This window comes from Kluyvera sp. CHPC 1.2972, from assembly GCF_036759925.1.
Classification (GTDB): Bacteria; Pseudomonadota; Gammaproteobacteria; order Enterobacterales; family Enterobacteriaceae; genus Kluyvera.
Genome location: NZ_JAPKIB010000007.1, coordinates 58,609 through 80,198 on the forward strand (window position 1 = coordinate 58,609; position 21,590 = coordinate 80,198).

Annotated in this window: 16 protein-coding genes; 9 read left to right on the forward strand and 7 right to left on the reverse strand. The window is 58.4% G+C overall.

Features of this window, described 5'->3' with window-relative positions; genetic code table 11:
* Position 1: 1 nt before the first annotated feature.
* Positions 2 to 3,097, forward strand: coding sequence for an efflux RND transporter permease subunit (locus tag V6944_RS13080; protein ID WP_333499273.1), 3,096 nt, complete (start codon positions 2 to 4; stop codon positions 3,095 to 3,097).
* Here the strand turns inward: V6944_RS13080 and pdxR are convergent.
* Entirely contained in the window at positions 3,094 to 4,557 is a 1,464-nt protein-coding gene (pdxR, locus tag V6944_RS13085) for a MocR-like pyridoxine biosynthesis transcription factor PdxR (protein ID WP_333499274.1), read from the reverse strand. The two genes, V6944_RS13080 and pdxR, sit on opposite strands and share 4 nt — an antisense overlap.
* A gap of 233 nt (positions 4,558 to 4,790) precedes the next feature.
* Between pdxR and V6944_RS13090 the strand changes: the two genes are divergently transcribed.
* The 4 genes from V6944_RS13090 (at position 4,791) to V6944_RS13105 (ending at position 7,783) form a co-directional block, all read left to right on the forward strand.
* Complete coding sequence (locus tag V6944_RS13090) at positions 4,791 to 5,642, forward strand: transporter substrate-binding domain-containing protein (protein ID WP_035897617.1); 852 nt, start codon at positions 4,791 to 4,793, stop codon at positions 5,640 to 5,642.
* Between the two features lie 64 nt (positions 5,643 to 5,706).
* Positions 5,707 to 6,348, forward strand: a complete 642-nt coding sequence (locus V6944_RS13095; RefSeq protein ID WP_185669560.1) for an amino acid ABC transporter permease — start codon at positions 5,707 to 5,709, stop codon at positions 6,346 to 6,348.
* 15 nt (positions 6,349 to 6,363) lie between these two features.
* Positions 6,364 to 7,029: an amino acid ABC transporter permease gene (locus tag V6944_RS13100; RefSeq protein ID WP_123650079.1), complete on the forward strand. Its 666-nt coding sequence runs from the start codon at positions 6,364 to 6,366 to the stop codon at positions 7,027 to 7,029.
* Positions 7,022 to 7,783: an amino acid ABC transporter ATP-binding protein gene (locus V6944_RS13105; RefSeq protein WP_333499275.1), complete on the forward strand. Its 762-nt coding sequence runs from the start codon at positions 7,022 to 7,024 to the stop codon at positions 7,781 to 7,783. The genes V6944_RS13100 and V6944_RS13105 overlap by 8 nt, the downstream gene beginning before the upstream one ends.
* A 681-nt stretch (positions 7,784 to 8,464) precedes the next feature.
* Here the strand turns inward: V6944_RS13105 and V6944_RS13110 are convergent.
* Positions 8,465 to 9,229: an SDR family NAD(P)-dependent oxidoreductase gene (locus V6944_RS13110; protein ID WP_333499276.1), complete on the reverse strand. Its 765-nt coding sequence runs from the start codon at positions 9,227 to 9,229 to the stop codon at positions 8,465 to 8,467.
* Between the two features lie 181 nt (positions 9,230 to 9,410).
* Here V6944_RS13110 and V6944_RS13115 point away from each other — a divergent pair, with 181 nt between their 5' ends.
* Positions 9,411 to 10,727 carry an aspartate aminotransferase family protein gene (locus V6944_RS13115; RefSeq protein ID WP_333499277.1) on the forward strand — a complete coding sequence of 439 codons (1,317 nt, stop codon included), beginning with the start codon at positions 9,411 to 9,413 and terminating at the stop codon, positions 10,725 to 10,727.
* Positions 10,728 to 10,829: 102 nt separating this feature from the next.
* Here V6944_RS13115 and V6944_RS13120 read toward each other — a convergent pair whose 3' ends face one another.
* The 5 genes from V6944_RS13120 to V6944_RS13140 all read right to left on the reverse strand — a co-directional run bounded on the left by V6944_RS13120 (position 10,830) and on the right by V6944_RS13140 (position 17,395).
* Positions 10,830 to 12,392, reverse strand: coding sequence for an AbgT family transporter (locus V6944_RS13120; RefSeq protein WP_333499278.1), 1,563 nt, complete (start codon positions 12,390 to 12,392; stop codon positions 10,830 to 10,832).
* 257 nt (positions 12,393 to 12,649) lie between these two features.
* Positions 12,650 to 14,218: an FGGY family carbohydrate kinase gene (locus V6944_RS13125; RefSeq protein WP_333499279.1), complete on the reverse strand. Its 1,569-nt coding sequence runs from the start codon at positions 14,216 to 14,218 to the stop codon at positions 12,650 to 12,652.
* Positions 14,169 to 15,587, reverse strand: a complete 1,419-nt coding sequence (locus V6944_RS13130; RefSeq protein WP_333499280.1) for an L-fucose/L-arabinose isomerase family protein — start codon at positions 15,585 to 15,587, stop codon at positions 14,169 to 14,171. Before V6944_RS13130 ends, V6944_RS13125 begins: the two co-directional genes overlap by 50 nt.
* 31 nt (positions 15,588 to 15,618) lie before the next feature.
* Positions 15,619 to 16,572: a transketolase family protein gene (locus V6944_RS13135; protein ID WP_185669567.1), complete on the reverse strand. Its 954-nt coding sequence runs from the start codon at positions 16,570 to 16,572 to the stop codon at positions 15,619 to 15,621.
* Entirely contained in the window at positions 16,565 to 17,395 is an 831-nt protein-coding gene (locus V6944_RS13140) for a transketolase (protein WP_185669568.1), read from the reverse strand. Before V6944_RS13140 ends, V6944_RS13135 begins: the two co-directional genes overlap by 8 nt.
* Positions 17,396 to 17,709: 314 nt before the next feature.
* Here V6944_RS13140 and V6944_RS13145 point away from each other — a divergent pair, with 314 nt between their 5' ends.
* The 3 genes from V6944_RS13145 to V6944_RS13155 all read left to right on the forward strand — a co-directional run bounded on the left by V6944_RS13145 (position 17,710) and on the right by V6944_RS13155 (position 21,538).
* The gene (locus tag V6944_RS13145; protein WP_333499281.1) at positions 17,710 to 18,660 is read left to right on the forward strand and encodes a sugar-binding transcriptional regulator; all 951 of its coding nucleotides are present in this window, start codon (positions 17,710 to 17,712) and stop codon (positions 18,658 to 18,660) included.
* Between the two features lie 168 nt (positions 18,661 to 18,828).
* Positions 18,829 to 20,214, forward strand: a complete 1,386-nt coding sequence (locus tag V6944_RS13150) for an MFS transporter (protein WP_333499282.1) — start codon at positions 18,829 to 18,831, stop codon at positions 20,212 to 20,214.
* Entirely contained in the window at positions 20,195 to 21,538 is a 1,344-nt protein-coding gene (locus tag V6944_RS13155; RefSeq protein WP_333499283.1) for an apiosidase-like domain-containing protein, read from the forward strand. Before V6944_RS13150 ends, V6944_RS13155 begins: the two co-directional genes overlap by 20 nt.
* Positions 21,539 to 21,590: the final 52 nt, after the last annotated feature.

Genomic DNA, 21,590 nt, shown 5'->3' on the forward strand with positions numbered 1-21,590 from the left:
CATGCTGACCTTCTTTATTCGTCGCCCGCGTTTTGCGATGGTGATTGCGCTGCTGATGACCTTTGTCGGGGCAGTCGCGCTGAAGCTCATTCCGGTAGAGCAGTATCCGCAAATCACTCCGCCGGTGGTTAACGTCAGCGCCAGCTGGCCAGGCGCCAGCGCGCAGGACGTCGCCGAAGCCATCGCCGCGCCGCTGGAAACGCAGCTGAACGGCGTTGACCATATGCTCTATATGGAGTCGACCAGCTCGGACGACGGCGGCTACAGCCTGAACCTGACCTTCGCCGCCGGAACTGATCCGGATATGGCGGCGATTGATGTGCAAAACCGCGTCTCTCAGGCGGTTGCGCAGCTACCCACCGAAGCGCAGCAGAACGGCGTGCAGGTGCGTAAACGCGCCAGCAACCTGCTCATGGGGGTCAGCCTCTATTCCCCGCAAGGCTCGCTCTCTGCTTTACAGATAAGCAACTACGCCAGCACCCAGGTGCGTGAAGCGCTGGCGCGTCTGCCGGGCGTCGGCCAGGTGCAGATGTTCGGCGCGCGCGACTACAGCATGCGCATCTGGCTGCGACCGGACCGCATGAACGCGATGAATATCACCAGCGAAGATATCGCCCAGGCGCTCAACGAACAGCACGTGCAGGGGGCCTCCGGGCAAATCGGTACGCCGCCGGTGTTTAACGGCCAGCAGCAGACGCTGACCATTAACGGCCTGGGCCGGCTGACCGACGCCGACGAATTCCGCCGCATCGTGGTGCGCAGCGGCGAACAGGGCCAACTGGTACGTTTGTCCGACGTAGCAACCATTGAGCTTGGCGCGCGCAGCTACAACTCCAGCGCCCAGTTGAACGGCGTGGAGTCGGCGTATATGGGGATTTACCCCACGCCAACCGCCAACGCCTTACAGGTGGCCAACGTGGTGCGTGCCGAACTCACCCGCCTGCAAAGCCGCTTCCCGGCGGATCTGATGTGGGAAGTGAAGTTCGATACCACCCGTTTCGTCGCGGCGACAATTAAAGAGATTGGCACCTCGCTGGCGCTGACGCTGCTGGCGGTCGTCGCCGTTGTCTCCCTGTTCCTGCAAAGCCTGCGCGCCACGCTGATTGTGGCGCTGGCGATTCCGGTGTCGCTGGTGGGGACGTTTGCCGTGCTCTATCTGCTCGGCTACAGCGCCAACACGCTCAGCCTGTTCGCGATTATTCTGGCGCTGACCATGGTGGTGGATGACGCCATCGTGGTGGTGGAAAGCGTCGAAGGGCATATGGCGGAAGGGATGAACCGCCTGGAGGCCACCGGGCTGGCGCTGCGCCAGATTGCCGGGCCAGTGATTGCCACTACGCTGGTGCTGCTGGCGGTGTTTGTGCCGGTAGCGATGCTACCGGGCATTGTCGGCGAGCTGTACCGCCAGTTTGCGGTCACGCTCTCTACGGCGGTCACGCTCTCCAGCATTGTGGCGCTGACGCTGACTCCCGCGCTGTGCGCGCTGCTACTGCGTCCTCGTCTCAAGCAGCCTGCCCGTTTCTTCCAGTGGTTTAACCTCGGGCTGAACGCTACCCGCGACGGCTACGGCAAACTGGTAGCGTGGATGAACCGTCGCCCGCTGGTGGCCGTGGCGGCCACCACGCTCGCCGCGCTGCTGGTGGCGTTCAGCTTCACCAGCATGCCGAAAGGCTTCCTGCCGCAGGAAGATCAGGGCTATCTGTTTGCCAATATTCAGCTGCCGGAGTCCGCGTCGCTGGAGCGTACCGAGGCGGTGATGGCGCAGGCGCGTAAACTTCTGGGCGCCCATCCGGCGGTCGAGGATGTGATTCAGGTGTCTGGTTTTAGCATCCTGAGCGGCACCAGCGCCTCAAACGGCGGCTTTATCTCGCTGATGCTGAAGGACTGGTCGCAGCGTGCGCCGCTGGAGACGGTGATGGGCGAGCTGCAGCGCCAGCTGATGGCGATGCCGGAAGCCAACATTATGCTGTTTGCGCCGCCGACGCTGCCGGGGCTTGGCAGCGCGGCAGGTTTCGATCTCCGTATTCTGGCGCAGGCCGGGCAAACGCCTGCCGAACTGGAGCAGGTAACGCGCACCATTCTGATGAAGGCCAATCAGCACCCGCAGCTTAGTCGCGTGTTCACCACCTGGAGCAGCAACGTTCCGCAGCTGACGCTCACCGTCGACCGCGACCAGGTTGCCAGGCTGGACGTGCCGGTTTCGCGTATCTTTAACAGCCTGCAAACGGCCTTTGGCGGCGCGCGCGCCGGGGATTTCAGCATCAACAACCGCGTCTATCATGTGGTGATGCAAAACGAGATGCAGTGGCGTGAGCGTGCCGAGCAAATCAGCGAGCTGTTTGTGCGCAGCAACCAGGGCGAGCGGGTGCGCCTGAGCAACCTGGTGACGGTCACGCCAACCGTCGGCGCGCCGTTTATCCAGCAGTTCAACCAGTTCCCGTCGGTATCGGTCAGCGGTTCGGCGGCGGAAGGGGTCAGCAGCCGTACGGCGATGACCGAAATGGAAAACCTGCTGAAGGCCAATCTGCCGGAAGGCTACGACTACGCCTGGAGCGGACTCTCCTGGCAGGAGCAGCAGACCGGCAATCAGGCGGTGTGGATTGTGCTGGCGGCGGTGGCGATGGCGTGGCTGTTCCTCGTGGCGCAGTATGAGAGCTGGACGCTACCGGCGAGCGTGATGCTGTCGGTGCTGTTTGCCATCGGCGGCGCGCTGCTGTGGCTGTGGACGGCGGGCTACGCCAACGACGTGTACGTGCAGATTGGTCTGGTGCTATTAATCGCGCTGGCGGCGAAAAACGCGATATTAATCGTCGAATTTGCCCGCGAGCGCAGGCAGTCCGGGCTCTCTATCGTCGAGGCCGCGCGTGAGGGGGCAACCCGCCGCTTCCGTGCAGTAATGATGACCGCGGTGTCGTTTATTATCGGTATCATGCCGATGATGTTCTCCACCGGGGCCGGGGCGCAGAGTCGCCGGATCATCGGTACCACGGTGTTCAGCGGTATGCTGGTGGCGACGGTGATTGGCATTCTGTTTATCCCGTCGCTCTACGTGCTGTTCCAGCGTCTGCGCGAGTGGGCGCACCGCAAGACGGGCTAACCCATCTGTGCCAGCTGGCTGCGCAAAACGTCTACCCCCGGCGCAATGGCGTCGGGGTTAATAGCATGAAAGCCCATGCGGAAGAAATTGTCCGGCGGCATTGCATCGAGAAAATGCCGGGCGCCGGGTTCAATCAATACGCCGGTATGGGCGGCGCGCCAGGTCAGTTGCTGAGTGCTGATGCTGGCGGGGGTGCGCAGCCAGAAGGCGTTGGCGTGTTCGCTGCCGGGCAGTGGTTGGCACTCCGGCAGCAGCGTCGACAGCGCGGTATGCAGCCTGTCCCAGCGCTGGGCAGAATCATCACGGTAGCGCCGCAGGTGCGTTTCATAATGGCCCTGGGCAAGAAAGTGCGCCATCTGGTACTGAATGTTGGTCGGTGGATGGCGGTAAACCAGCCGGCGCAGGGCGCGGGCTTCATCAATTAGGTCCGGGTCGGCGACCATAAACCCTAACCGTAATCCGGGCGACAGCGCCTTCGACAGACTGCTAACGTAAATCACCCGTCCGCTGCGGTCGCTGGCCTTCAGCGCGGGCAGCGGGTTAGCCTGGAAGTTACTCTCCGAATCGTAATCATCTTCGATAATCACCGCATCATGCTGCGCGGCGTGCGCCAGTAGCTGGCTGCGTCTGGCCTTGCTCATGGTGATGCCGGTCGGCACCTGATGACCTGGCGTCACGTAGTAGTAATCGCACGGCGCGTCGTTGAGCACGATCCCTTCTTCATCCACCGGGTGCGGTACGATATCGCAGTCGCTGAGCAAAAAGGTATTAATCGCCTCGCGAAATCCGGGGTTCTCCACGCCCACTCGCGTCTGGCGCGACATCAGCAGGCGGGTGAGCAGGTAGAGCGCATTCTGCGAACCGAGGGTAATCAGAATTTCATCCGGTGCGGCGACGATGCCACGTTTGGGCAGCACGCGGGTGCGGATCTGTTCAATCAGCATCGGCACGTCCTGGTCGATATGGTCGACGACCCACGCCGGGTCGCGCATGCCGCCGTGTAGCCAGTTCGCCGCCGATCGCCAGCTGGCCAACGGAAACTGGCGGGTATCGGGCTGGCCGTAGATAAACGGATAGCGGTAGTGCATCCAGCCGGCGGGCTTGAGGATCGACTCCTGCTGGCTAGGGGTAATGTTGAGCCGTTTGCCCCATGATGGTGCAGAATCACCACTGGCGGGTGCAGGGGCGGCGACAGAAAGGCGCGGCGCGTGGTAGTCCGGATGCAGGTAATAACCGCTGCGCGGGCGGCTCACCAGATAGCCTTCGTTGACCAGACTTTCAAACACCAGCGCGGTGGTGTTACGTGAAACCTGAAGCTGCTGCGCCAGTTGCCGACACGACGGCAGCGGCGTATCGACGGCGAAAATGCCGCCGAGAATGGCGTTGACCAGCGATTCACGAACCTGCTCCTGCAACCCGCGCTGGTGGTCAAAATCCACGTGCAATAAGTGCCGAATCATACGCTGCTCCTTCGAATATCCGCTTTCCCTGAGTGCAGCAATTTCTGTACCAGCCTGAAATCGTCTGACACAAGCGCGCGCGAAAACTGGCTCTATTCAGAATGCAAAAAGTCTCCCTACAGTAAAAACGTCGTCGGCCAGAGTAAAAAATGGCGTCAGGCGGCACACATCTTGCAACGCTTTCAGGGCGTCTGGAATAAACGTGTTCGGCATATTTACGTAGGGGTCAAACGATGAAAAAAACGATGGGTTCGTATTATCTGGCCGCCGTGATGGCGATGACCTTTTCATTACAGGTCGCCGCCGCTGATTTGCCAGAAATTGAAAAGTCCGGGACCTTAAAAGTGGCCACCGAGGATGATTACGCACCGTTTAACTTTATGAATAACGGCAATGCCGATGGGTTCAACAAAGATATGCTGGCGGCGCTGCGCGAATACGCCAAATTTAACGTCACGCAAAGCATTCTGCCGTGGACCGGGTTATTAGCGGCGGTCTCCACTGGGCAGTACGATATGGCATTAACCGGTGCCGTCGTCACCGATGAACGCCTCAACGTGTTTAATTTCACCCCGCCGTGGGCCTCGGCGCAGCACTATTTTGTCAAGCGTGCGGGCGATAACTCGTTAAATACCATTGCCGATCTCAGCGGGAAAAAAGTCGGCCTTCAGGCGGGCAGCGCGCTATTAGCTCGTCTGCCGGAACTGAAAGCGATGATTGAGAAAACCGGCGGCAAATTGGGTCCGGTAGTGGAATACCCGTCCTACCCGGAAGCTTACGCCGATTTAGCCAATAAACGTCTCGACTATGTGATTAACGTCGTTATCTCCGTTAACGATTTGGTGAAAGCCAAACCGAAGGTGTTCGCCAAAGGGCTGCCGGTCTCCGGTCCGGGCTATATGGCCTGGCCAATCCCGAAAAATTCGCCGGAGCTGCTGGCGTACATGACCAAATTTATCAATCACATGCGTGAAACTGGCAAGCTCGCCGAGCTGCAGAAAAAATGGTTTGGCGAAACCTATGACGATCTGCCAACCGAGCCTATCACCAGCGCCGCGCAGTTCCACAAACTCGCCGGCCAGTAAAGCGTAGCCCGGCCGAGCCACGCGACGCCGGGAGCAGTACTCCCATTAACCTCAGGAGGGCACCATGGACGCAATAGCATGGCAGTTACTGATTGAAGGCGCATGGACGACCCTCTGGATTTCGGCCATCGCCATCGCCTTCGGGGTGGTGATAGGGCTGATTATCGCCTTTGTGCGCATGATGAAAATCCCGGTCATCGACCAGATTCTGGTTATCTATATCAGCCTGGCCCGCGCCACACCGCTGGTGACGCTGGTGCTGTTTCTCTTTTTATCGCTGCCGACGGTGGGCATTAATCTTGATAAAACGGTGGCGGCTATTGTTGCGCTGACCCTCAATACCTCGGCGTTTAACGCTGAAATCTGGCGCAACGCCTTTCGCACCTTCCCGCGCGAACAGCGCGAAGCGGCGGAGTCGGTGGGGATGCGCCGCTGGCCCTATTTCCGCTACATCATGCTGCCGCAAATGTGGCTGGAGAGCCTGCCCGCGCTGGTGAACGAAATGTCCTTCCTGATTAAGGGCAGCCCGGCGATCGCGGTGATAGGCGTGGTGGATCTCACCCGCGTCACCAACCGCATAGCCTCCGTCACCTATGAACCGCTGTCGCCCATTCTGGCTGCCGGTCTGCTGTACGTGGTGATTATTGGCCTGCTGCTCAAGCTTCAGAGCATGGCGGAACGCAAAGCAAAACGACTGGCGCGATAAGCCTCGGGAGGACACATGAACCAATGGGCCATTATCTGGGCCGAGCACGACAATTTTATTGCCGGGCTGCTGGCGACGCTTGAATTGTTTATTATTGCCGCAGTATGTGGCTTATTGATTGGCACGCTGTTGTGCTATTTCACCGAGTATCAAAAGCGTGTGCTGAATAACGTTATTGTCGGTTTTGTCAACCTGATGCGGGCGATTCCATTTTTGATTCTGGCCTATTTACTCTATTACGGACTGCCGGAGCTAGGGATTAGCCTGGATGCGTGGACGGCGGGGCTGGTGGCGTTAATTATCTATCACGGTGCCTATTTCTTTGAGATTCTCCGTAGCCAGCGGCGAGTATTTTCCAACGGCTATATTGAAGCCGCCGTGGTGCAGGGGTTTTCCCGTTACACCATTTTTCGCCGCATCGTCCTGCCGAATATTTTCTCCTCCGCGCTGCCGCTGTTGGGTAATCAGCTGATTATCTGCCTGAAGGACACCGCGTTTCTCAGCATTATTACCGTGCAGGAAATTACCGCCGCCGCGAACAGCGTGCAGGCAACCTATTTTATTCCGTTTAACGCCTTTATTGTTGCCATCGCGCTGTATTGGGCTATCAGCATCGTGCTGGAACTGCTGGTGAAACGGTTGAGTGTTTATAGCGCCAAAAGAGGAATGAGCCATGTCTGATGCCACGGCGGTAAGCGTAAAAAATGTCTCCAAGCAGTTTGATAACGTTGAGGTGCTGCGCGATATCAACCTGACGGTGGAGAAGGGGACGGTGGTCAGCATTCTCGGTTCGTCCGGCTCAGGGAAATCGACGCTGCTGCGCTGCATGAACTGGCTGGAACAACCCGACCGCGGGGAAATTCGCATTGGCGGGCAGCGCATTGGCGTTGACGATCGCTCCGGGAAAAGCATGTCGCACCGCGAGTTATCGAAGATTCGCGAGCGGGTAGGGATGGTGTTTCAGAGCTTCAACCTGTGGCCACACCTGACGGTGCTGCAAAACGTGATGGAGGCGTTGCTGCATGTAAAAGGCATGAAGCGCGATGAAGCGCGGCAGATTGCCCATCAGCAACTGGAGAAGGTGGGGATGGAGCATAAAGCGGATGCCTACCCGATAACCCTCTCCGGTGGGCAAAAGCAGCGGGTGGCGATTGCCCGTTCGCTGGCGATGTCGCCGGAGGTGCTGCTGTTTGACGAACCGACCTCGGCGCTTGACCCGGAGCGTGTGAACGAGGTGCTGAGCGTGATGAAATCGCTGGCGGCGGAGGGGTATACCATGGTGGTGGTGACTCACGAGATGGAGTTTGCCCGCCAGGTGTCGAACGAAGTGGTGTTTCTTGAGAAGGGGATTTTGATTGAGAAAGCACCGCCGGAGATTTTCTTTACGGCACCGAAGTCGGAGCGGGTGAGGCAGTTTTTGCAGAGTAGCCGGTAATGCAAAGAGGGAAATCCATTTAGGTTTATCACTCTGTTGCGCTCCCTTCCAGCGCGATCCATATAAACTGCGCGGGCGCAGGGAGCGCGCAAGGGGCGGCCAATCGCCGCCGCCCCCTGCACCCCCGGGCTCTGGCGGCAAAATCGCCGCTGCGCGGTTCCCTCAGCTTATCCCTTCCGGCTTCGGGTCGGGCGCGAGTTCACATCCATGTGAACCACGCCCTCAGCCCACATCCATGTGGGCTGACCCGGCCTACAGGGAACGCTTCGGCGATTTAGACGCCACCCAAAACCGAGCAGTCTTTGAATTTATCGAAAAATAAAACAAAGGCTTCTGAAACGGCAGAGTCCCCGCTGGAAATCGGCGAGCCGTAGCACGGAAGACAAGGTCAGTCCGCCATGGATGGCGGACTGAGGCGAACCGAGACAGGGACGTCGAGTTTCGCCGTGCCGCAGGCTGGAGTCGTAGGGGAGCGTAGTGCGAAGCACCGATTTCCCTGCGGGGCCGCGGGGATTGCGAAGGGGTGCGCGGCCGCACCCCTTGGCCCGTTCACCGGTGATGGAACTTCATATTCCACCTGACGTAAAGTGAACGGAACCCTTCACCTTACTGACAAATATCAGTTTTTATCCTGCAATTCGTGCATAAAAGACCGCTACCTGGGGGCGGAAGAAAACCCCACTAATCCCTATCAATCGCAAACGGCTGCCACGCCTGACGCACCGGCATCACCTCCACGCGGTTAATATTCATATGGTCCGGCAGGGTGGCGATATAGAACATCTGCTCGGCGATATCCAGTGCCGACAGCGGCGTGGTGCCGCGATACAGCGCATCCGATGCCGCCTGGTCTCCCTTGGTGCGCACCAGCGTAAACTCGGTCTCGGCAATCCCCGGCGCGAGGTCGGTGACGCGCACGCCGGTGCCTAACAGATCGCAGCGCAGGTTATAGCTGAACTGCTTCACAAACGCCTTGCTGGCGCCGTAAACGTGGCTGCCGGGATAGGGCCACTGCCCGGCAATTGAGCCGATATTAATAATGCTCGCCCCCGCGCCGTGGCGAATCAGCGTTGGCAGCAGGGCGTGCGTCACGTTCACCAGCCCGGTGACGTTGGTATCAATCATGGTATGCCAGTCGGACAGATCCACCTTTTGCGCCGGCTGCGGCGCTAGCGCCAGCCCGGCGTTATTGATAAGGGCGGTGACATCGGCAAAGTCCAGCGGCAGCGCGGCGACGGCGGCGTCCACTGCGACGCTGTCGCGCACGTCCAGTTCAATCACATGCACCGGTACCTGCGGTGCCAGCTCGGCCTGCAGCGCCTGTAGCCTTGTGAGCCGACGCCCGCTCAGCACCAACGCCCATCCCGCGCGCGCAAATACGTGCGCCGCTGCTTCCCCAAAGCCGGAGGTCGCTCCGGTAATAAACACCACTTTACGCTTTTGCATTGTGCTCTCCTGTGCAGGTTGTTCCGGCCACTATAAAAACCGCCGTGCGGCCTGCCGAGAGCCAGTCGGCGCATGGCGATGTGACACCGTTGTCACAGCGCCGCGACTACACTGGCTCTATCACTTTTTTTTCCGCCGACGACATGATGAATCACAGCCAACGGTATGCGAGGAACGACGAATGACAGAGTTGAACAACAAAGCGGTTCGCCAACTGGACAGAGAGTATGTTTTTCATTCCTGGTCGATGCAGGGCAACCTGAGCCCGCTGGTGATTGCCGGTGCGAAAGGGTGTGAATTGTGGGATTACGACGGGAAAACCTATCTCGATTTCAGCAGCCAACTGGTGAACGTGAATCTGGGCTACCAGCATCCGCGCGTGCTGGCGGCGATGAAAGATCAGCTGGAAACGCTGGTCACTATTGCCCCGGCCACCGCCAACCTGGCACGCGGCGAAGCAGCAAAACGCATTATTGGGCTGGCGCCGGAAGGCTTTAGCAAGGTGTTCTTCACCAACGCCGGGGCCGATGCCAACGAGAACGCCATCCGCATGGCGCGTCTTTACACCGGGCGCGACAAGGTGCTATCGGCGTATCGCTCCTATCACGGCAATACCGGCAGCGCGATTGCTGCCACCGGCGACTGGCGTCGTGTGCCGAACGAATATTCGCGCGGCCACGTCCACTTCTTTAACCCGTACCTCTACCGCACGGAATTTAATGCCACCTCTGAACAAGAAGAGTGCAGCCGCGCGCTGGCGCACCTGCGGCGGATGATCGAGTGCGAAGGCCCATCTTCCATTGCTGCTATTTTGCTGGAATCTATTCCCGGTACGGCGGGGATTCTGGTGCCGCCGGAAGGCTATATGAAAGGTGTGCGGGCGCTGGCGGATGAGTTCGGGATTATCCTGATTCTCGATGAAGTGATGGCCGGATTCGGTCGCACCGGCAGCTGGTTTGCCTTCGAGCAGGATGGGATCGTGCCGGATCTTGTCACCTTCGCTAAAGGGGTGAACGCCGGGTACGTTCCGGCCGGCGGGGTGATCATCAGCGACAAGATCGCCCACTATTTTGACGATCACTTCTTTGCCGGTGGGCTGACCTATTCCGGGCATCCGCTGGCGATGGCGGCGATTATTGCCACCCTTGATGCGATGAAGGATGAAGGGATCGTGGAGAACGCGGCACGTATCGGTAACGGCGTACTGCGTCAGGGGCTGGAGGCGCTGGCCGCATCGTCACCGCTGGTAGGCGACGTGCGTGGGCGCGGTGTATTCCAGGCGCTGGAGCTGGTGAGCGACCGAGCGAAGAAAACGCCGCTGGCGGCAGGGGATATGGCAGAAATTAAAGGCGCGTTAACCGAAGCGGGGCTGTTGAGTTTCGTGGTGGAAAACCGGATTCACGTGGTGCCGCCGTGTACCATCAGCGCCGAGCAGGTGCAGAAAGGGGTGGGGATTTTGCACAACGTATTAGGCAATTTTGCCCATTTAGCCGTGTAGTTTTGTGCCGGGGTTTCCCGGAATCGGCTGCGCCTCGTCCGGGCTACCAACATCGTAGCCCGGCCAAGCGAAGCGCCGCCGGGAATGGCACCGAACAGACCGTTAACTCGGGCTCCAGGTATACGGCGCCGCGATACCCAACGGCAGGCCCACACCCCACCACACCAGCAGCAGGATGCTCCACGCCACGAAGAAGGCGATGGAGTACGGCATCATCATGGAGACCAGCGTACCCACCCCCGCGCCTTTCACGTAGCGCTGGCAGTAGATAACGATCAGCGGGAAGAAGACCATCAGTGGCGTAATGATGTTGGTGCAGGAGTCACCGATACGGAACGCCGCCTGAGTCAGCTCTGGCGAAATCCCCACCGCCATCAGCATTGGCACCATAATCGGCGACAGCAGCGCCCATTTAGCCGACGCGGAGCCAATCAGCAGGTTCACCACCGCCGTCAGCACAATCATACCGATAATCGTTGCCTGCCCCGGTAACTCCAGCGCTTTCAGACCGTCGGCGCCCATCAGCGCGAACAGCGTACCAATATTGGAGTCGCTGAACGCTTTGATAAACATGGCGCAGAAGAAGGCCATCACCATGTACGAACCCATTTTGCTCATGGAGTCGTTCATCGCACCAATCACGTCTTTGCCGGTTTTAAAGGTGCCGGAGACAAAGCCGTAGACGATGCCCGGCAGAATGAAGATCAGGAAAATCAGCGGTACGATGGACTTCATAATCGGCGCGCTGTAGGAGGTCAGTGAACCGTCGGTGCCACGCAGCATCGACCCTTCTGGCCAGGCCGCCGCGGCCAGCGCCGCCAGACCCAACAGCATCACCAGGGAAGCACGGCTAAAGGCGCGGCTCTCCTGCGGGGAGACACTGGACATATCTTCATCGTGTTTGAAGTCGCCGTCGATGGCCATTTTGCTGACGCGTGGCTCGACGATGCGCTCGGTGACCCACCAGCCAACCAGCGTAATGATGATGGAGGAGGCGATGCCGAAGAACAGGTTGCACAGCGTGTTTACGGTGTAGGTGCTGTCCAGCAACTGGGCGGCAGCCTGGGTAAAGCCTTGCAGCAGCGCATCGTTACCGGTGGGTACCATGTTGGCGGCAAAGCCACCGGATACGCCGGAGAACGCAGCGGCAATCCCGACCAGCGGGTGACGGCCGGCAGACATAAAGATAATCGCGCCCAGCGGAATCACCAGCACGTAGCCCGCATCTGCTGCCACGTGGCTGAACATCGCCACAAAGATCAGCATTGGCGTCAGCAGGCGTTTTGGCGTCACGCGCAGCATCTTTTTCAGCGCGACGTTAATAAAGCCGGAGCTTTCCGCCACGCCCACGCCCAGCATCGCCACCAGTACGATCCCCAGCGGCGCAAAGCCGGTGAAGGTGGTGACCATATTGGCCAGCGTATTGGTTAACGCTTCAGGAGAGAGCAGGTTGTTCACCTTCACCGCTTCCTGCGTCATCGGGTTTATCACATCAAAGGTCACCATCGACAGCACTGCCGACAGGCCCATCACAATCAGTAAAAAGTAGAAAAAGATCATTGCCGGTTCGGGTAACCGGTTCCCTGCTTTTTCAATCGCGTTAAGAAAGCCCGTCATCAGGCGGCTTTCACCCACTTCATTCCGTGTCCGTGTTTGGGTATTCATTCGGTTCCTTAATTCAGACAATTGTTTCATTGTTTGTATGAATGTTTCAGGAGAATAATAGGGGTAATTGCCGTGCGGAACTATATTTTTATGGTGGATAAATCTGACAAAAGCCGCAATTTTTGATTTTTTATTTTATCAATTCGGTTGTGGCTGGCGGTTGATTCGGTATTTTCGATAACTGGTCATATTTATGTCTGGGGTGGAGAGGCAGGTTGAGGAGGGGGAAGCCATCGCTTCACCCCTCAGGAAGGGCATCAGGCGGGGGGTTTTTGCAGCCGGGTCAGTTCAACGGCGGATTGCCATTCATGCCAGCGTTTTTGCAGCCGCCCGTGGCGGGTCATATCCGGCAGGAAGCTGACGTGCTCGGGCAAAAACTGCCGCAGCTCCTGCACTGGCAGGTTGAGTAGGGCTTTGCGCGCCAGCAGTGCTGCGCCCATTGCCGACAGCTCGGTGACGTCGCTGCGCATCACCGGGCAGCCGAGCAGATCGGCCTGGTACTGCATCAGCCAGTCGTTACGCGTCGGGCCGCCGTCGACCATCAGCGCCGTGAGGTGGAAATCACTATGCTGGCGCATGGTCATCACCACGTCGGCAATCTGGTAGGCGATGGACTCCAGCGCTGCACGAATCAGGTGCGCGCGCTTCACGCCGCGGCTTAGCCCGCGAATCATTCCGCGCGCATTTTCATCCCACCAGGGGGCGCCGAGTCCGGTTAAGGCCGGCACGAAATAGACGCCAAGCGTGGAGTCCACCGAGGCCGGAAGCTGGCTGAGCTGCTGCGCCAGTTCGGCAGGAGATAGCAGATCCAGCCCCGTACTTTCGACCATCCAGGCGACCGCATCGCCGGTATGCGGGATATTACCTTCCAGCCCGTACACCAGGCGTTCGCCGTCGTGCCACGCCACGGTGGTCGCCAGCGAATTTACCCCGGACTGCGCCGAATTGACCGGTGCCATCACCGAAGAACCCGTGCCGTAGGTGGCTTTGACGCAGCCCTCGCTGCCGAGGCCGTGGGCGAAGAGCGCCGCGTGGGAGTCGCCGATGGCCGCCATGATTGGGATACCATCAGGGATCCCGTGGCAGCCGCGGGTATAGCCGAAAAGCCCGCTGGAAGGACGAATCTCGGGTAGCGCTTCACGCGGAATGGCGAAGAGATCCAACATCTCGTCATCCCATCCGGCGGTGTGCAGATTAAATAGCTGCGTGCGCGCCGCGTTGGAGTAGTCGCAGCAGAAGGTTTCCCCGCCGGTCAGGTTCCACAGCAGCCAGCTGTCGACGGTGCCCAAACAGATCTCACCGCGCGCTGCCAGCTCCGCGCCGTTAGGCACCGAGTCCAGCAGCCAGCGCATCTTAGAGGCAGAGAAAAGCGGCGCGATCGGGAGACCGGTTACTGCTTTGATACGCGCCTCTTTTCCCTGTTGACGGAGAGACTGGCAGAACCCGGCGGTGCGCGAGCACTGCCAGGTCAGCGCAGCGCCGAGCGGGCGGCCGTTGCGACGGTACCAGCCAACGGCGGTTTCGCGCTGGTTGCTGATGGCCAGCGCGGCAACGTTTTCCGCGCCTACCGTCTCAATGACTTGCGCGAGTACGCTGATGGAGGCCTCAATCAGCAGCTCCGCGGGCTGTTCGACCCAGCCATCGCGCGGCGTGCTGATGGTCAGCGGCTGCGAGCAGGACGCCAGCACGCGGCCGCGCGCATCCAGCGCGACGGCTTTGGCGTTAGTCGTGCCCTCGTCGAGGGCAATAATTACCTCTTTACTGGCCACGGTCGCCTCACTGGTGCAGGTAGGTGTTAACCCCAAGATAGCGGGTAAAGGCTTCATGCAGTACCCCCGCGCAGGCGGAGTGGTTCATGGCGACGTGGTGCTCGAAGCCTTCGCGGCAGATCCACGACAGCAGATTTTCCAGGTGTGGAACCTGAATCACCGCGCGGCAGCCGACGGTATCCAGCGGATCGTCGACCGAACGGCCTTCGCCCACGTAGGCTTTGATTTCGCCGGTGAGGTCGTCAGTGCTTAAGCGGAAGTAGGTGAGTTCGCCGCTTTTCATGCGCCCGTGCACCGCGCCGCAGGTGTTCTCTTTGCCGACGGTGGTGCCGATGATATCGGCGGTCCCCATGTGCGGCGATTCGAGGCTGGCGGAGGCAAAGTTGCCGCAGTGGAACAGCACGCATTTGTCGCGATCGTCGCCAAAGTTATTGTTCCAGTCGGCGATAGAGGCCGGGCTGAGGTTGCTGCTGGCAAGCGCGTACATCGACAGCGCCCCCATCACGTCCACTTCGCAGGCGCTCGGCATCAGCTGGCCGGACATTACGCTCATGATCGAGCAGACGTTAATGCCTAAGTTCTCCTGCAGCGAGGTCCAGCACTGGATAGCCGTAGTGTCGATGTCGTTGGCGATAACCCATTCGCTGATAACCACAAACAGTTTCGCCATGGTGACCAGCTTATCGGCAGGAATGCGGCTGGCATCGGCGTTGTCGAGCAGCAGGCGGCGCTTCTCATCGACACGAATATCGTCGTCGCGCAGTTGTTTAATGCGGGTGAAGACTTCGGATAGATCGAGGGTTTCTACAGCGATCCCTAATCTTTCGAGCAGTTTTTCGCTGTAGCGGACGGTGTTGAAGCCCGCCGGACGCGCGCCGATAGCGCCAACGCGCACGCCGCGCATACTGCTTACCACACGGCAGACCTGAGCAAAGCGCTGCAGGTCCTGGGTGAACACGTCACCCTCAAGGGCGCAAACGTGCTGGGTGGTGAGGGTAAACGGAATGCCGTACTGGCGCAGGTTGTTGCACAGCGAGATTTTGCCGCAGAAGCTGTCGCGACGCGTCGCCAGCCCCATCTTATCGAGGTTATCCTCTTCAGCCTGTACCAGCACCGGCACGTTGAGTCCGGACAGGCGCAGGGTTTCGGCGACGGCTTTTTCATCACCAAAGTTTGGTAACAGGACGACCACACCGTGAATTTCATCGCGGTGAGCGCGGAACAGGTCGGCGCAGATTTTTGCATCCTGACGCGTTTCCACGCCGCCCAGTTCGGTCTGCGTGTCGTTCAGCATAATGGTGTTAATGCCGAGACGGGCAAAAAGTCGGGTGGCCTGCTCGCGGGCTTCTGCCACCAGGTAGCTTGGGAAAAATCCACGGTTGCCAATGATGACGCCCATCGTCAAGGTGTGAGGAATTCGGGACATTGCATATTCTCCAGTAAGATGTTCGTCTTTTTTATTGTATTGCCCGCTCCGGGCACAGCGCGGTGGCTTGTTTTACGATCCCTGCGGCATCAATGCCATGGTAGGCCCGCATGGCGGCGCGATCGGCGGCCAGGGCATATTTCCCATCGCTAATGCCGAGTCGGCGCAGCGGTATGGCGCAGCCTGCTTCGGCCAGCACTTCGGCCACCAGGCTGCCAACGCCGCCGTTGATATTATGTTCTTCTACGCTGACCACGGCCCGGTGCGGCTTGAGCAGCGACAGCAGTTGGGCGGTATCACAAGGGCGAATAGAAGGTACACTGAGAACCGTAGCATCAATACCCTTTTCCATCAGTTGTGCGGCCGCGCTGACGATTTCGTGAACCGTTGAACCCATCGCCACCAGCGCCACATCTTTGCCTTTGCGCAGCACGTCAATTTTCCCCGGCGCAAAGCGGTAATGTTCATCGTGCAGTTCGGGCAGCGCTTTACCGTCCAGACGAATATAGACCGGGCCGACGTGCTCGAGGGCGTAATCGATAATTTGCCGACACTCTAGCGGGCAGGAGGGGGCGTAGATTTCGATATTGCCGAAGCCGCGCATCACCGCAATATCGTCAATGCTGTGGTGGGTGCTGGCGAGCGGGCCGTAGCTGGCACCGGAGTTCAGGCCAAACAGCTTCACGTTGGTGTTGTTGTAACAGATATCGACTTTGATCTGCTCGTTAGCGCGAGAGATCAAGAACGGTGCGGCGTTGCAGGTTACCGCCACTTTGCCGCCCAGCGCCAGACCGGCGGCGGCGCCAACCAGCGTCTGTTCCGCGATGCCAACGTTGACCAGGCGGCCGGGGAATTTCTGCATAAACGGCGAGATTTTGGCGGTTGAGGTGGAATCTGCCACCACCGGAACCAGGTCAACGCCGCGTTCGACGGCATCGATAAACGCATTCACCATGACGGTGGCCAGGTGTTCGCTATTACTCATCTTTCAGTTCCTCCAGCGCCAGTTCAATTTCTTCACCTTTCGGTACCCGGTGGTGCCACTCCGAACGCCCCTGAATAAAGGAGACACCGGCTCCTTTAGTGGTATGGGCGATGACGACGTGCGGTTTACCGTGCGGCTGAAGCCCTTCGAGAGTGGCGACCACGTCGGCCATGTTGTTACCGCTGCATTCAGTCACTTCCATCCCGAAGGCGCGCCATTTTTCATCCAGCGGGTCGGTATTGAGAATCTCTTTGGTTGGGCCTGCGAGCTGAAGGCTGTTTTTATCGTTGATAATAAACAGGTTATCCAGCTGGTAGTGTGCCGCGACCAGCGCCGCTTCCCAGTTGCTGCCTTCCGCCAGTTCGCCGTCGCCGGTGACGACGAAGACGCGGCGTTTGCTGTTATCGCGTTTGGCGGCCAGCGCAATGCCGACGGCGACCGGCAGGCCGTGACCCAATGCACCAGTGTTCAATTCAATGCCCGGCGTTTTATGACGAACGGGGTGGCCCGGCAGGTGAGAGTCGGCGTGCTGATAGGTGGCAAGCCAGGATTCAGGGATAAATCCGGCTTCCGCCAGCACGCAGTAGTAGCCGCCCACCGCGTGACCTTTGGACTGAATATAGATGTCCCGCTCGTCGCTGCTTTTCAGCTCTGGCGAACAGTTGAGAATACGGAAGTAGAGGGCGGTGAGCAGTTCAACCTGCGACAGGTCGGCCCCGGTATGGCCGCCCGCAGGGCTTTCGGCGTTCAGCACAATGATGCGGCGGCGAATGGCCCGTGCTTTCTTCTCTAACGCCTCGATGGAGAGCGAAAACGGATTCATAGAATACCTCTTGAATGTTAATTCCACTTTGAATAAATATTCAATCAGGGTGAAAAAAAACGTCGACTATCCTGAACCCGTTACATCCTGCGTAAACGCGCTCTTTTCTATCGACTTGAATATATATTCACTACTGATTTATTATTCATAATGGTAAGATATGCCCTGCTATCCGGTTTGTCCACGACTTGTACAGACTATTTTCTACAAAAAGAGAAAACGATCACATTTGCACTCTGGCCTGCCGACAGGCCATGCTTGTTATCTATTCAGCGATGAATAAAAATAACGGGCAGGGAATTAAGGGGAATGCCATGTCAAAGCAGGATGAACAACGGCTGCTGGTAAAGATAGCCACGCTTTACTACAGCGAAAATAAAAAACAGTCTGAGATCGCCTCGTTGCTGCATCTGTCGCAATCTTTTGTCTCGCGCGCGTTGACGCGCTGTCAGAAAGAGGGGCTGGTGAAGATCACCGTCGTTCAGCCGACCAATATTTTTGTCGAGCTGGAGAAGGCCATTGAGGAGCGTTACGGCATTCGCCAGGCTATCGTCGTCGACGTGGGGGAAAACGCCAGCAATGCGCAGGTCAAACATGCGATTGGCAGCGCGGCGGCGCACTATGTCGAAACGCGACTGCGTCCGGAAGACCTTGTGGGGATCTCTTCCTGGAGCAGCACCATCCGTTGCATGGTGGATGAGATGCACCCGCAGAATATTCGCGCCGCTGGCGTGATTCAACTGCTGGGCGGCGTTGGGCCGAACGGCAACGTGCAGGCCACCATTCTGACGCAGCAGCTGGCGGCGCACCTCGGCTGTCCGGCCTGGCTGCTGCCGTCGCAAAGCATTGAACACTCGGTAGAAGAGCGTGAGCGCCTGGTCAACAGCCCGGACGTGGCGGCGGTGGTGGATAAATTTGCTGAGGTGGACGTCGCCATTGTCGGTATCGGCGAGCTTGAACCTTCTCAACTGCTGAAAAACTCCGGTAACTACTACAACGAAACCATGCTCGAACTGCTGGCTGAACGCGGTGCGGTGGGCGATATCTGTCTGCACTATTACGATGCCGAAGGTCGTCCGGTACTGAGCCGTGAAGAAGACCCGGTGATCGGCATGGAGCTTGAGCAAACCCGCGCCTGCCCGCACGTGGTTGCGCTTGCCGGCGGCGTGGAAAAAAGTAACGCCATCCGCGGTGCGCTGCAGGGAAAATATATCGATGTATTGATTACGGATTACCCTACCGCCCGCTCTTTAATCAAAGGGTAACTTCATCTATTTGAATTTATTGATTTTATAAACATCACCCTTTTTGTGGCGGTGTTTATTTATTGACTAAGTTCACAAAAGAAACTAAATGAGCTTAACTTTGTTTCCGCAGTTTACTAATGTGCGGATCGCTGAATCCTACAGCGCGAACTTCGATGGTGAACAACAATGAAAACACTCGCCACAACCCCAATACGCTTTCGCGAAAAGTTTTGCTACGGGCTGGGGGATACCTCCGCCAATATCTTCATGGGCATGACCATGATGTTTTTGTCCATTTACTACACCGACGTGTTTAAGCTGAACCCGGCGGCGATGGGCACCCTGTTTTTAATTACCCGCCTGATTGATGCCATTAGCGACCCGGTGATTGGCTCACTCTCCGATCGCACCCGTTCGCGCCTCGGGCGTTATCGCCCCTGGCTGCTGTGGTTCGCGGTACCTTACGGCCTGAGCTGCGCCGCCGTCTTCTTTTCGCCAGACCTCGGAGAAACCGGGCGCACGCTGTATGCCTACGTCACCTACATCATACTGGTGCTGACCTTTAGCCTGGTGGTGGTGCCTTACGTCTCGCTATTAGGGGCGATTTCCGCCGACAGCGAAGAGCGTATTCAAATAAACGCCATTCGTTTCCCGCTGGCGAAAGTCTCCTATCTCATCTGCTCGTTGCTGGTGCCGACGCTGATTGCGCTGTTTGATAACGACGTGCTTGGCTACCGCGTGGTGATGTGCGGTATTGGGGTGCTATCCACGCTGCTGGTGCTGCTGTGCTATTTCAATACCACCGAGCGCGTGCTGCCGGATACCGACCAGCATTTGAGCCTGAAAGAACAGGTGCAGTTCGTCTTTAAAAACGACCAGGCGATGATTGTTTTTGCCGCGCAGCTGGTGGTGATGATCATGAACACGCTGAAGTTTGGCGCGGCGGCCTACTTTGTGAAATACGTGCTGGAGATGCCGGCTTCTTTCCTCAGCCTGCTGCTGACCGCCGGTTCTATCGCCGGAATTGTTGCACCGCTTCTCACCGGCTACTGCCTGAAAAAAGGTTGGGTGAAGCGCATTCCGCTGCTGGTTGCCAGCCAGATTATCGGCGGGGTGATCACCCTGATTATCGGCCTCACCCCAACCAACGCCATCTATCTGCACGCCGCGCTGTTCGTTCTGGCGACGCTGGCCGTTGAGCTTATCGCCGTTATTTTATGGGCGACCGTGGCCGACGTGGCGGATTATGGTTTCCACCGCTACGGCGTGCGTATTAACGGCATGATCGGCGGCGGGATGCTGTTTGCCACCAAGGCCGGTATGGCGATTGGCGGCGCGATTATTGGCTATGTTCTCGCCTGGTATGGCTACAACCCGGACACCATGACCAGCGCCTCACCGACCCAGCTTTCCGCTTTCACCTTGCTGTACGCCTGGCTTCCTGCGGCCTGTATGTTCCTCGCCGCGTTCCTGTTCTCTCGCTACAAACTGGATGAAAAAGCCTGCCAGGCGTTTCTCCAGGACAGCCCATCTTTATCATCAGGAGTAGGTTATGAAAAAACTGCACATTAATGGCCGAAGCTTTTATGACGACGATAATCAGCCATTTTTCTATACGGCCTGCACCGCCTGGGAACTGTTTCATAAACTCACGCTAGAGGAGGCGGAGCGCTATCTGCGTAACCGGGCGGAGAAGGGCTTTAACGTGGTGCAAGCGGTGGCGGTATGCGAACTCGATGGGCTGCATACGCCAACCTATGCTGGAGGGCATGTGCCGTTCCATGATCTCACCACGCTCGAGCCGAACGAGGCCTACTTTGACCACGTACGCCAGGTGAGCGAAATGGCGAACCGCCTGGGTATCTTTATTGCGCTGGTGCCAATGTGGGGCTCCCACTGGAGCGTCAATAACAGCTGGGGAACCGATAAAAAGCCGCTGTTTAATGTTCACAACGTGTCAGAATTTTGCCGTTATCTTAGCGATAAAATGCGCGATATTGGTCTTATCTGGATGATTGGCGGCGATCGCGCCATCGCCAGCGACGAGCAGCGTGACCTGTTGGAGGCGATGGCAAAAGGGCTGCGGCTGGGTGCCAGCGGCGACGCGCTGCTGACGGTGCACAGCCAGGGAGGACGCAGCACCCTGGATATGCTGGGCGAACGGCCGTGGCACGATTTTGTGGTCTGGCAAACCGGCCATATGGGCCAGGCCTATCCCTCATGGCGGCCGATTGAAATGGACTACCAACGCCAGGATAAACCGGTGCTCGACAGCGAACCGTGCTATGAAGCTCATCCGGTCATGTGCCAGCATCAGTTCAAACGTTCGCAGGATGCCAGTCGCTTCACCGACCGCGAAATACGGCGTACCAGCTACTGGTCGGTGTTTGCCGGCGGGGCAGGGATCACCTACGGCTGCTACAGCCTCTGGCAGATGCGTCGCCCGGAGGACGACAGCGTGGCGATCCCGGAAAGCGCCGCCAGCACCTATCAGGGCGACACTATCCCGTACTGGTTTAACGTCCTTGATTATCCGGGAGCGTTTAACATCGGCCAACTGCGCCGCTTTATGGAATCGCTGCCGGACTGGCAGCATCGGGTGCCGGATCAAACGCTGCTGCAAAGCGCCAACCCAACCGACAGCCGCCACTGCCGGGCGATGCGTGATGAGAAGCGTCGCTGGATAGCGGTCTACGTTCCGGAGCAGCAGAATATCGTGGTCGATGTGCGCGATTTCGCCCAGACGGGGTTCGAGATTGCCTGGTTTGACCCGCGATACGGCATCATGAACCGGGTCAGCGATGATATTTCCGAAACCTTCTTCCTGAGCATCGATCCGCCGGAAACGGGAAGTGATTGGGTACTCGTTTTGCGGCAAAAAGAGAAGAGCAGGTAATACGCCGCCAGGGTGTTATGATACCGGCGCCAGGAAGTTATCACGCGCACCG

Bases quoted from the DNA above. Each gene is read 5' to 3' on its own strand.
- V6944_RS13150 (WP_333499282.1), top strand. From the start codon at position 18,829: ATGAAAACACTCGCCACAACCCCAATACGCTTTCGCGAAAAGTTTTGC.
- pdxR (WP_333499274.1), bottom strand. From the start codon at position 4,557: ATGATTCGGCACTTATTGCACGTGGATTTTGACCACCAGCGCGGGTTG.
- V6944_RS13120 (WP_333499278.1), bottom strand. From the start codon at position 12,392: ATGAATACCCAAACACGGACACGGAATGAAGTGGGTGAAAGCCGCCTG.
- V6944_RS13135 (WP_185669567.1), bottom strand. From the start codon at position 16,572: ATGAGTAATAGCGAACACCTGGCCACCGTCATGGTGAATGCGTTTATC.
- V6944_RS13140 (WP_185669568.1), bottom strand. From the start codon at position 17,395: ATGAATCCGTTTTCGCTCTCCATCGAGGCGTTAGAGAAGAAAGCACGG.
- V6944_RS13105 (WP_333499275.1), top strand. From the start codon at position 7,022: ATGTCTGATGCCACGGCGGTAAGCGTAAAAAATGTCTCCAAGCAGTTT.
- V6944_RS13145 (WP_333499281.1), top strand. From the start codon at position 17,710: ATGTCAAAGCAGGATGAACAACGGCTGCTGGTAAAGATAGCCACGCTT.
- V6944_RS13080 (WP_333499273.1), top strand. From the start codon at position 2: ATGCTGACCTTCTTTATTCGTCGCCCGCGTTTTGCGATGGTGATTGCG.
- V6944_RS13095 (WP_185669560.1), top strand. From the start codon at position 5,707: ATGGACGCAATAGCATGGCAGTTACTGATTGAAGGCGCATGGACGACC.
- V6944_RS13100 (WP_123650079.1), top strand. From the start codon at position 6,364: ATGAACCAATGGGCCATTATCTGGGCCGAGCACGACAATTTTATTGCC.
- V6944_RS13115 (WP_333499277.1), top strand. From the start codon at position 9,411: ATGACAGAGTTGAACAACAAAGCGGTTCGCCAACTGGACAGAGAGTAT.
- V6944_RS13110 (WP_333499276.1), bottom strand. From the start codon at position 9,229: ATGCAAAAGCGTAAAGTGGTGTTTATTACCGGAGCGACCTCCGGCTTT.
- V6944_RS13090 (WP_035897617.1), top strand. From the start codon at position 4,791: ATGAAAAAAACGATGGGTTCGTATTATCTGGCCGCCGTGATGGCGATG.
- V6944_RS13155 (WP_333499283.1), top strand. From the start codon at position 20,195: ATGAAAAAACTGCACATTAATGGCCGAAGCTTTTATGACGACGATAAT.
- V6944_RS13130 (WP_333499280.1), bottom strand. From the start codon at position 15,587: ATGTCCCGAATTCCTCACACCTTGACGATGGGCGTCATCATTGGCAAC.
- V6944_RS13125 (WP_333499279.1), bottom strand. From the start codon at position 14,218: ATGAAGCCTTTACCCGCTATCTTGGGGTTAACACCTACCTGCACCAGT.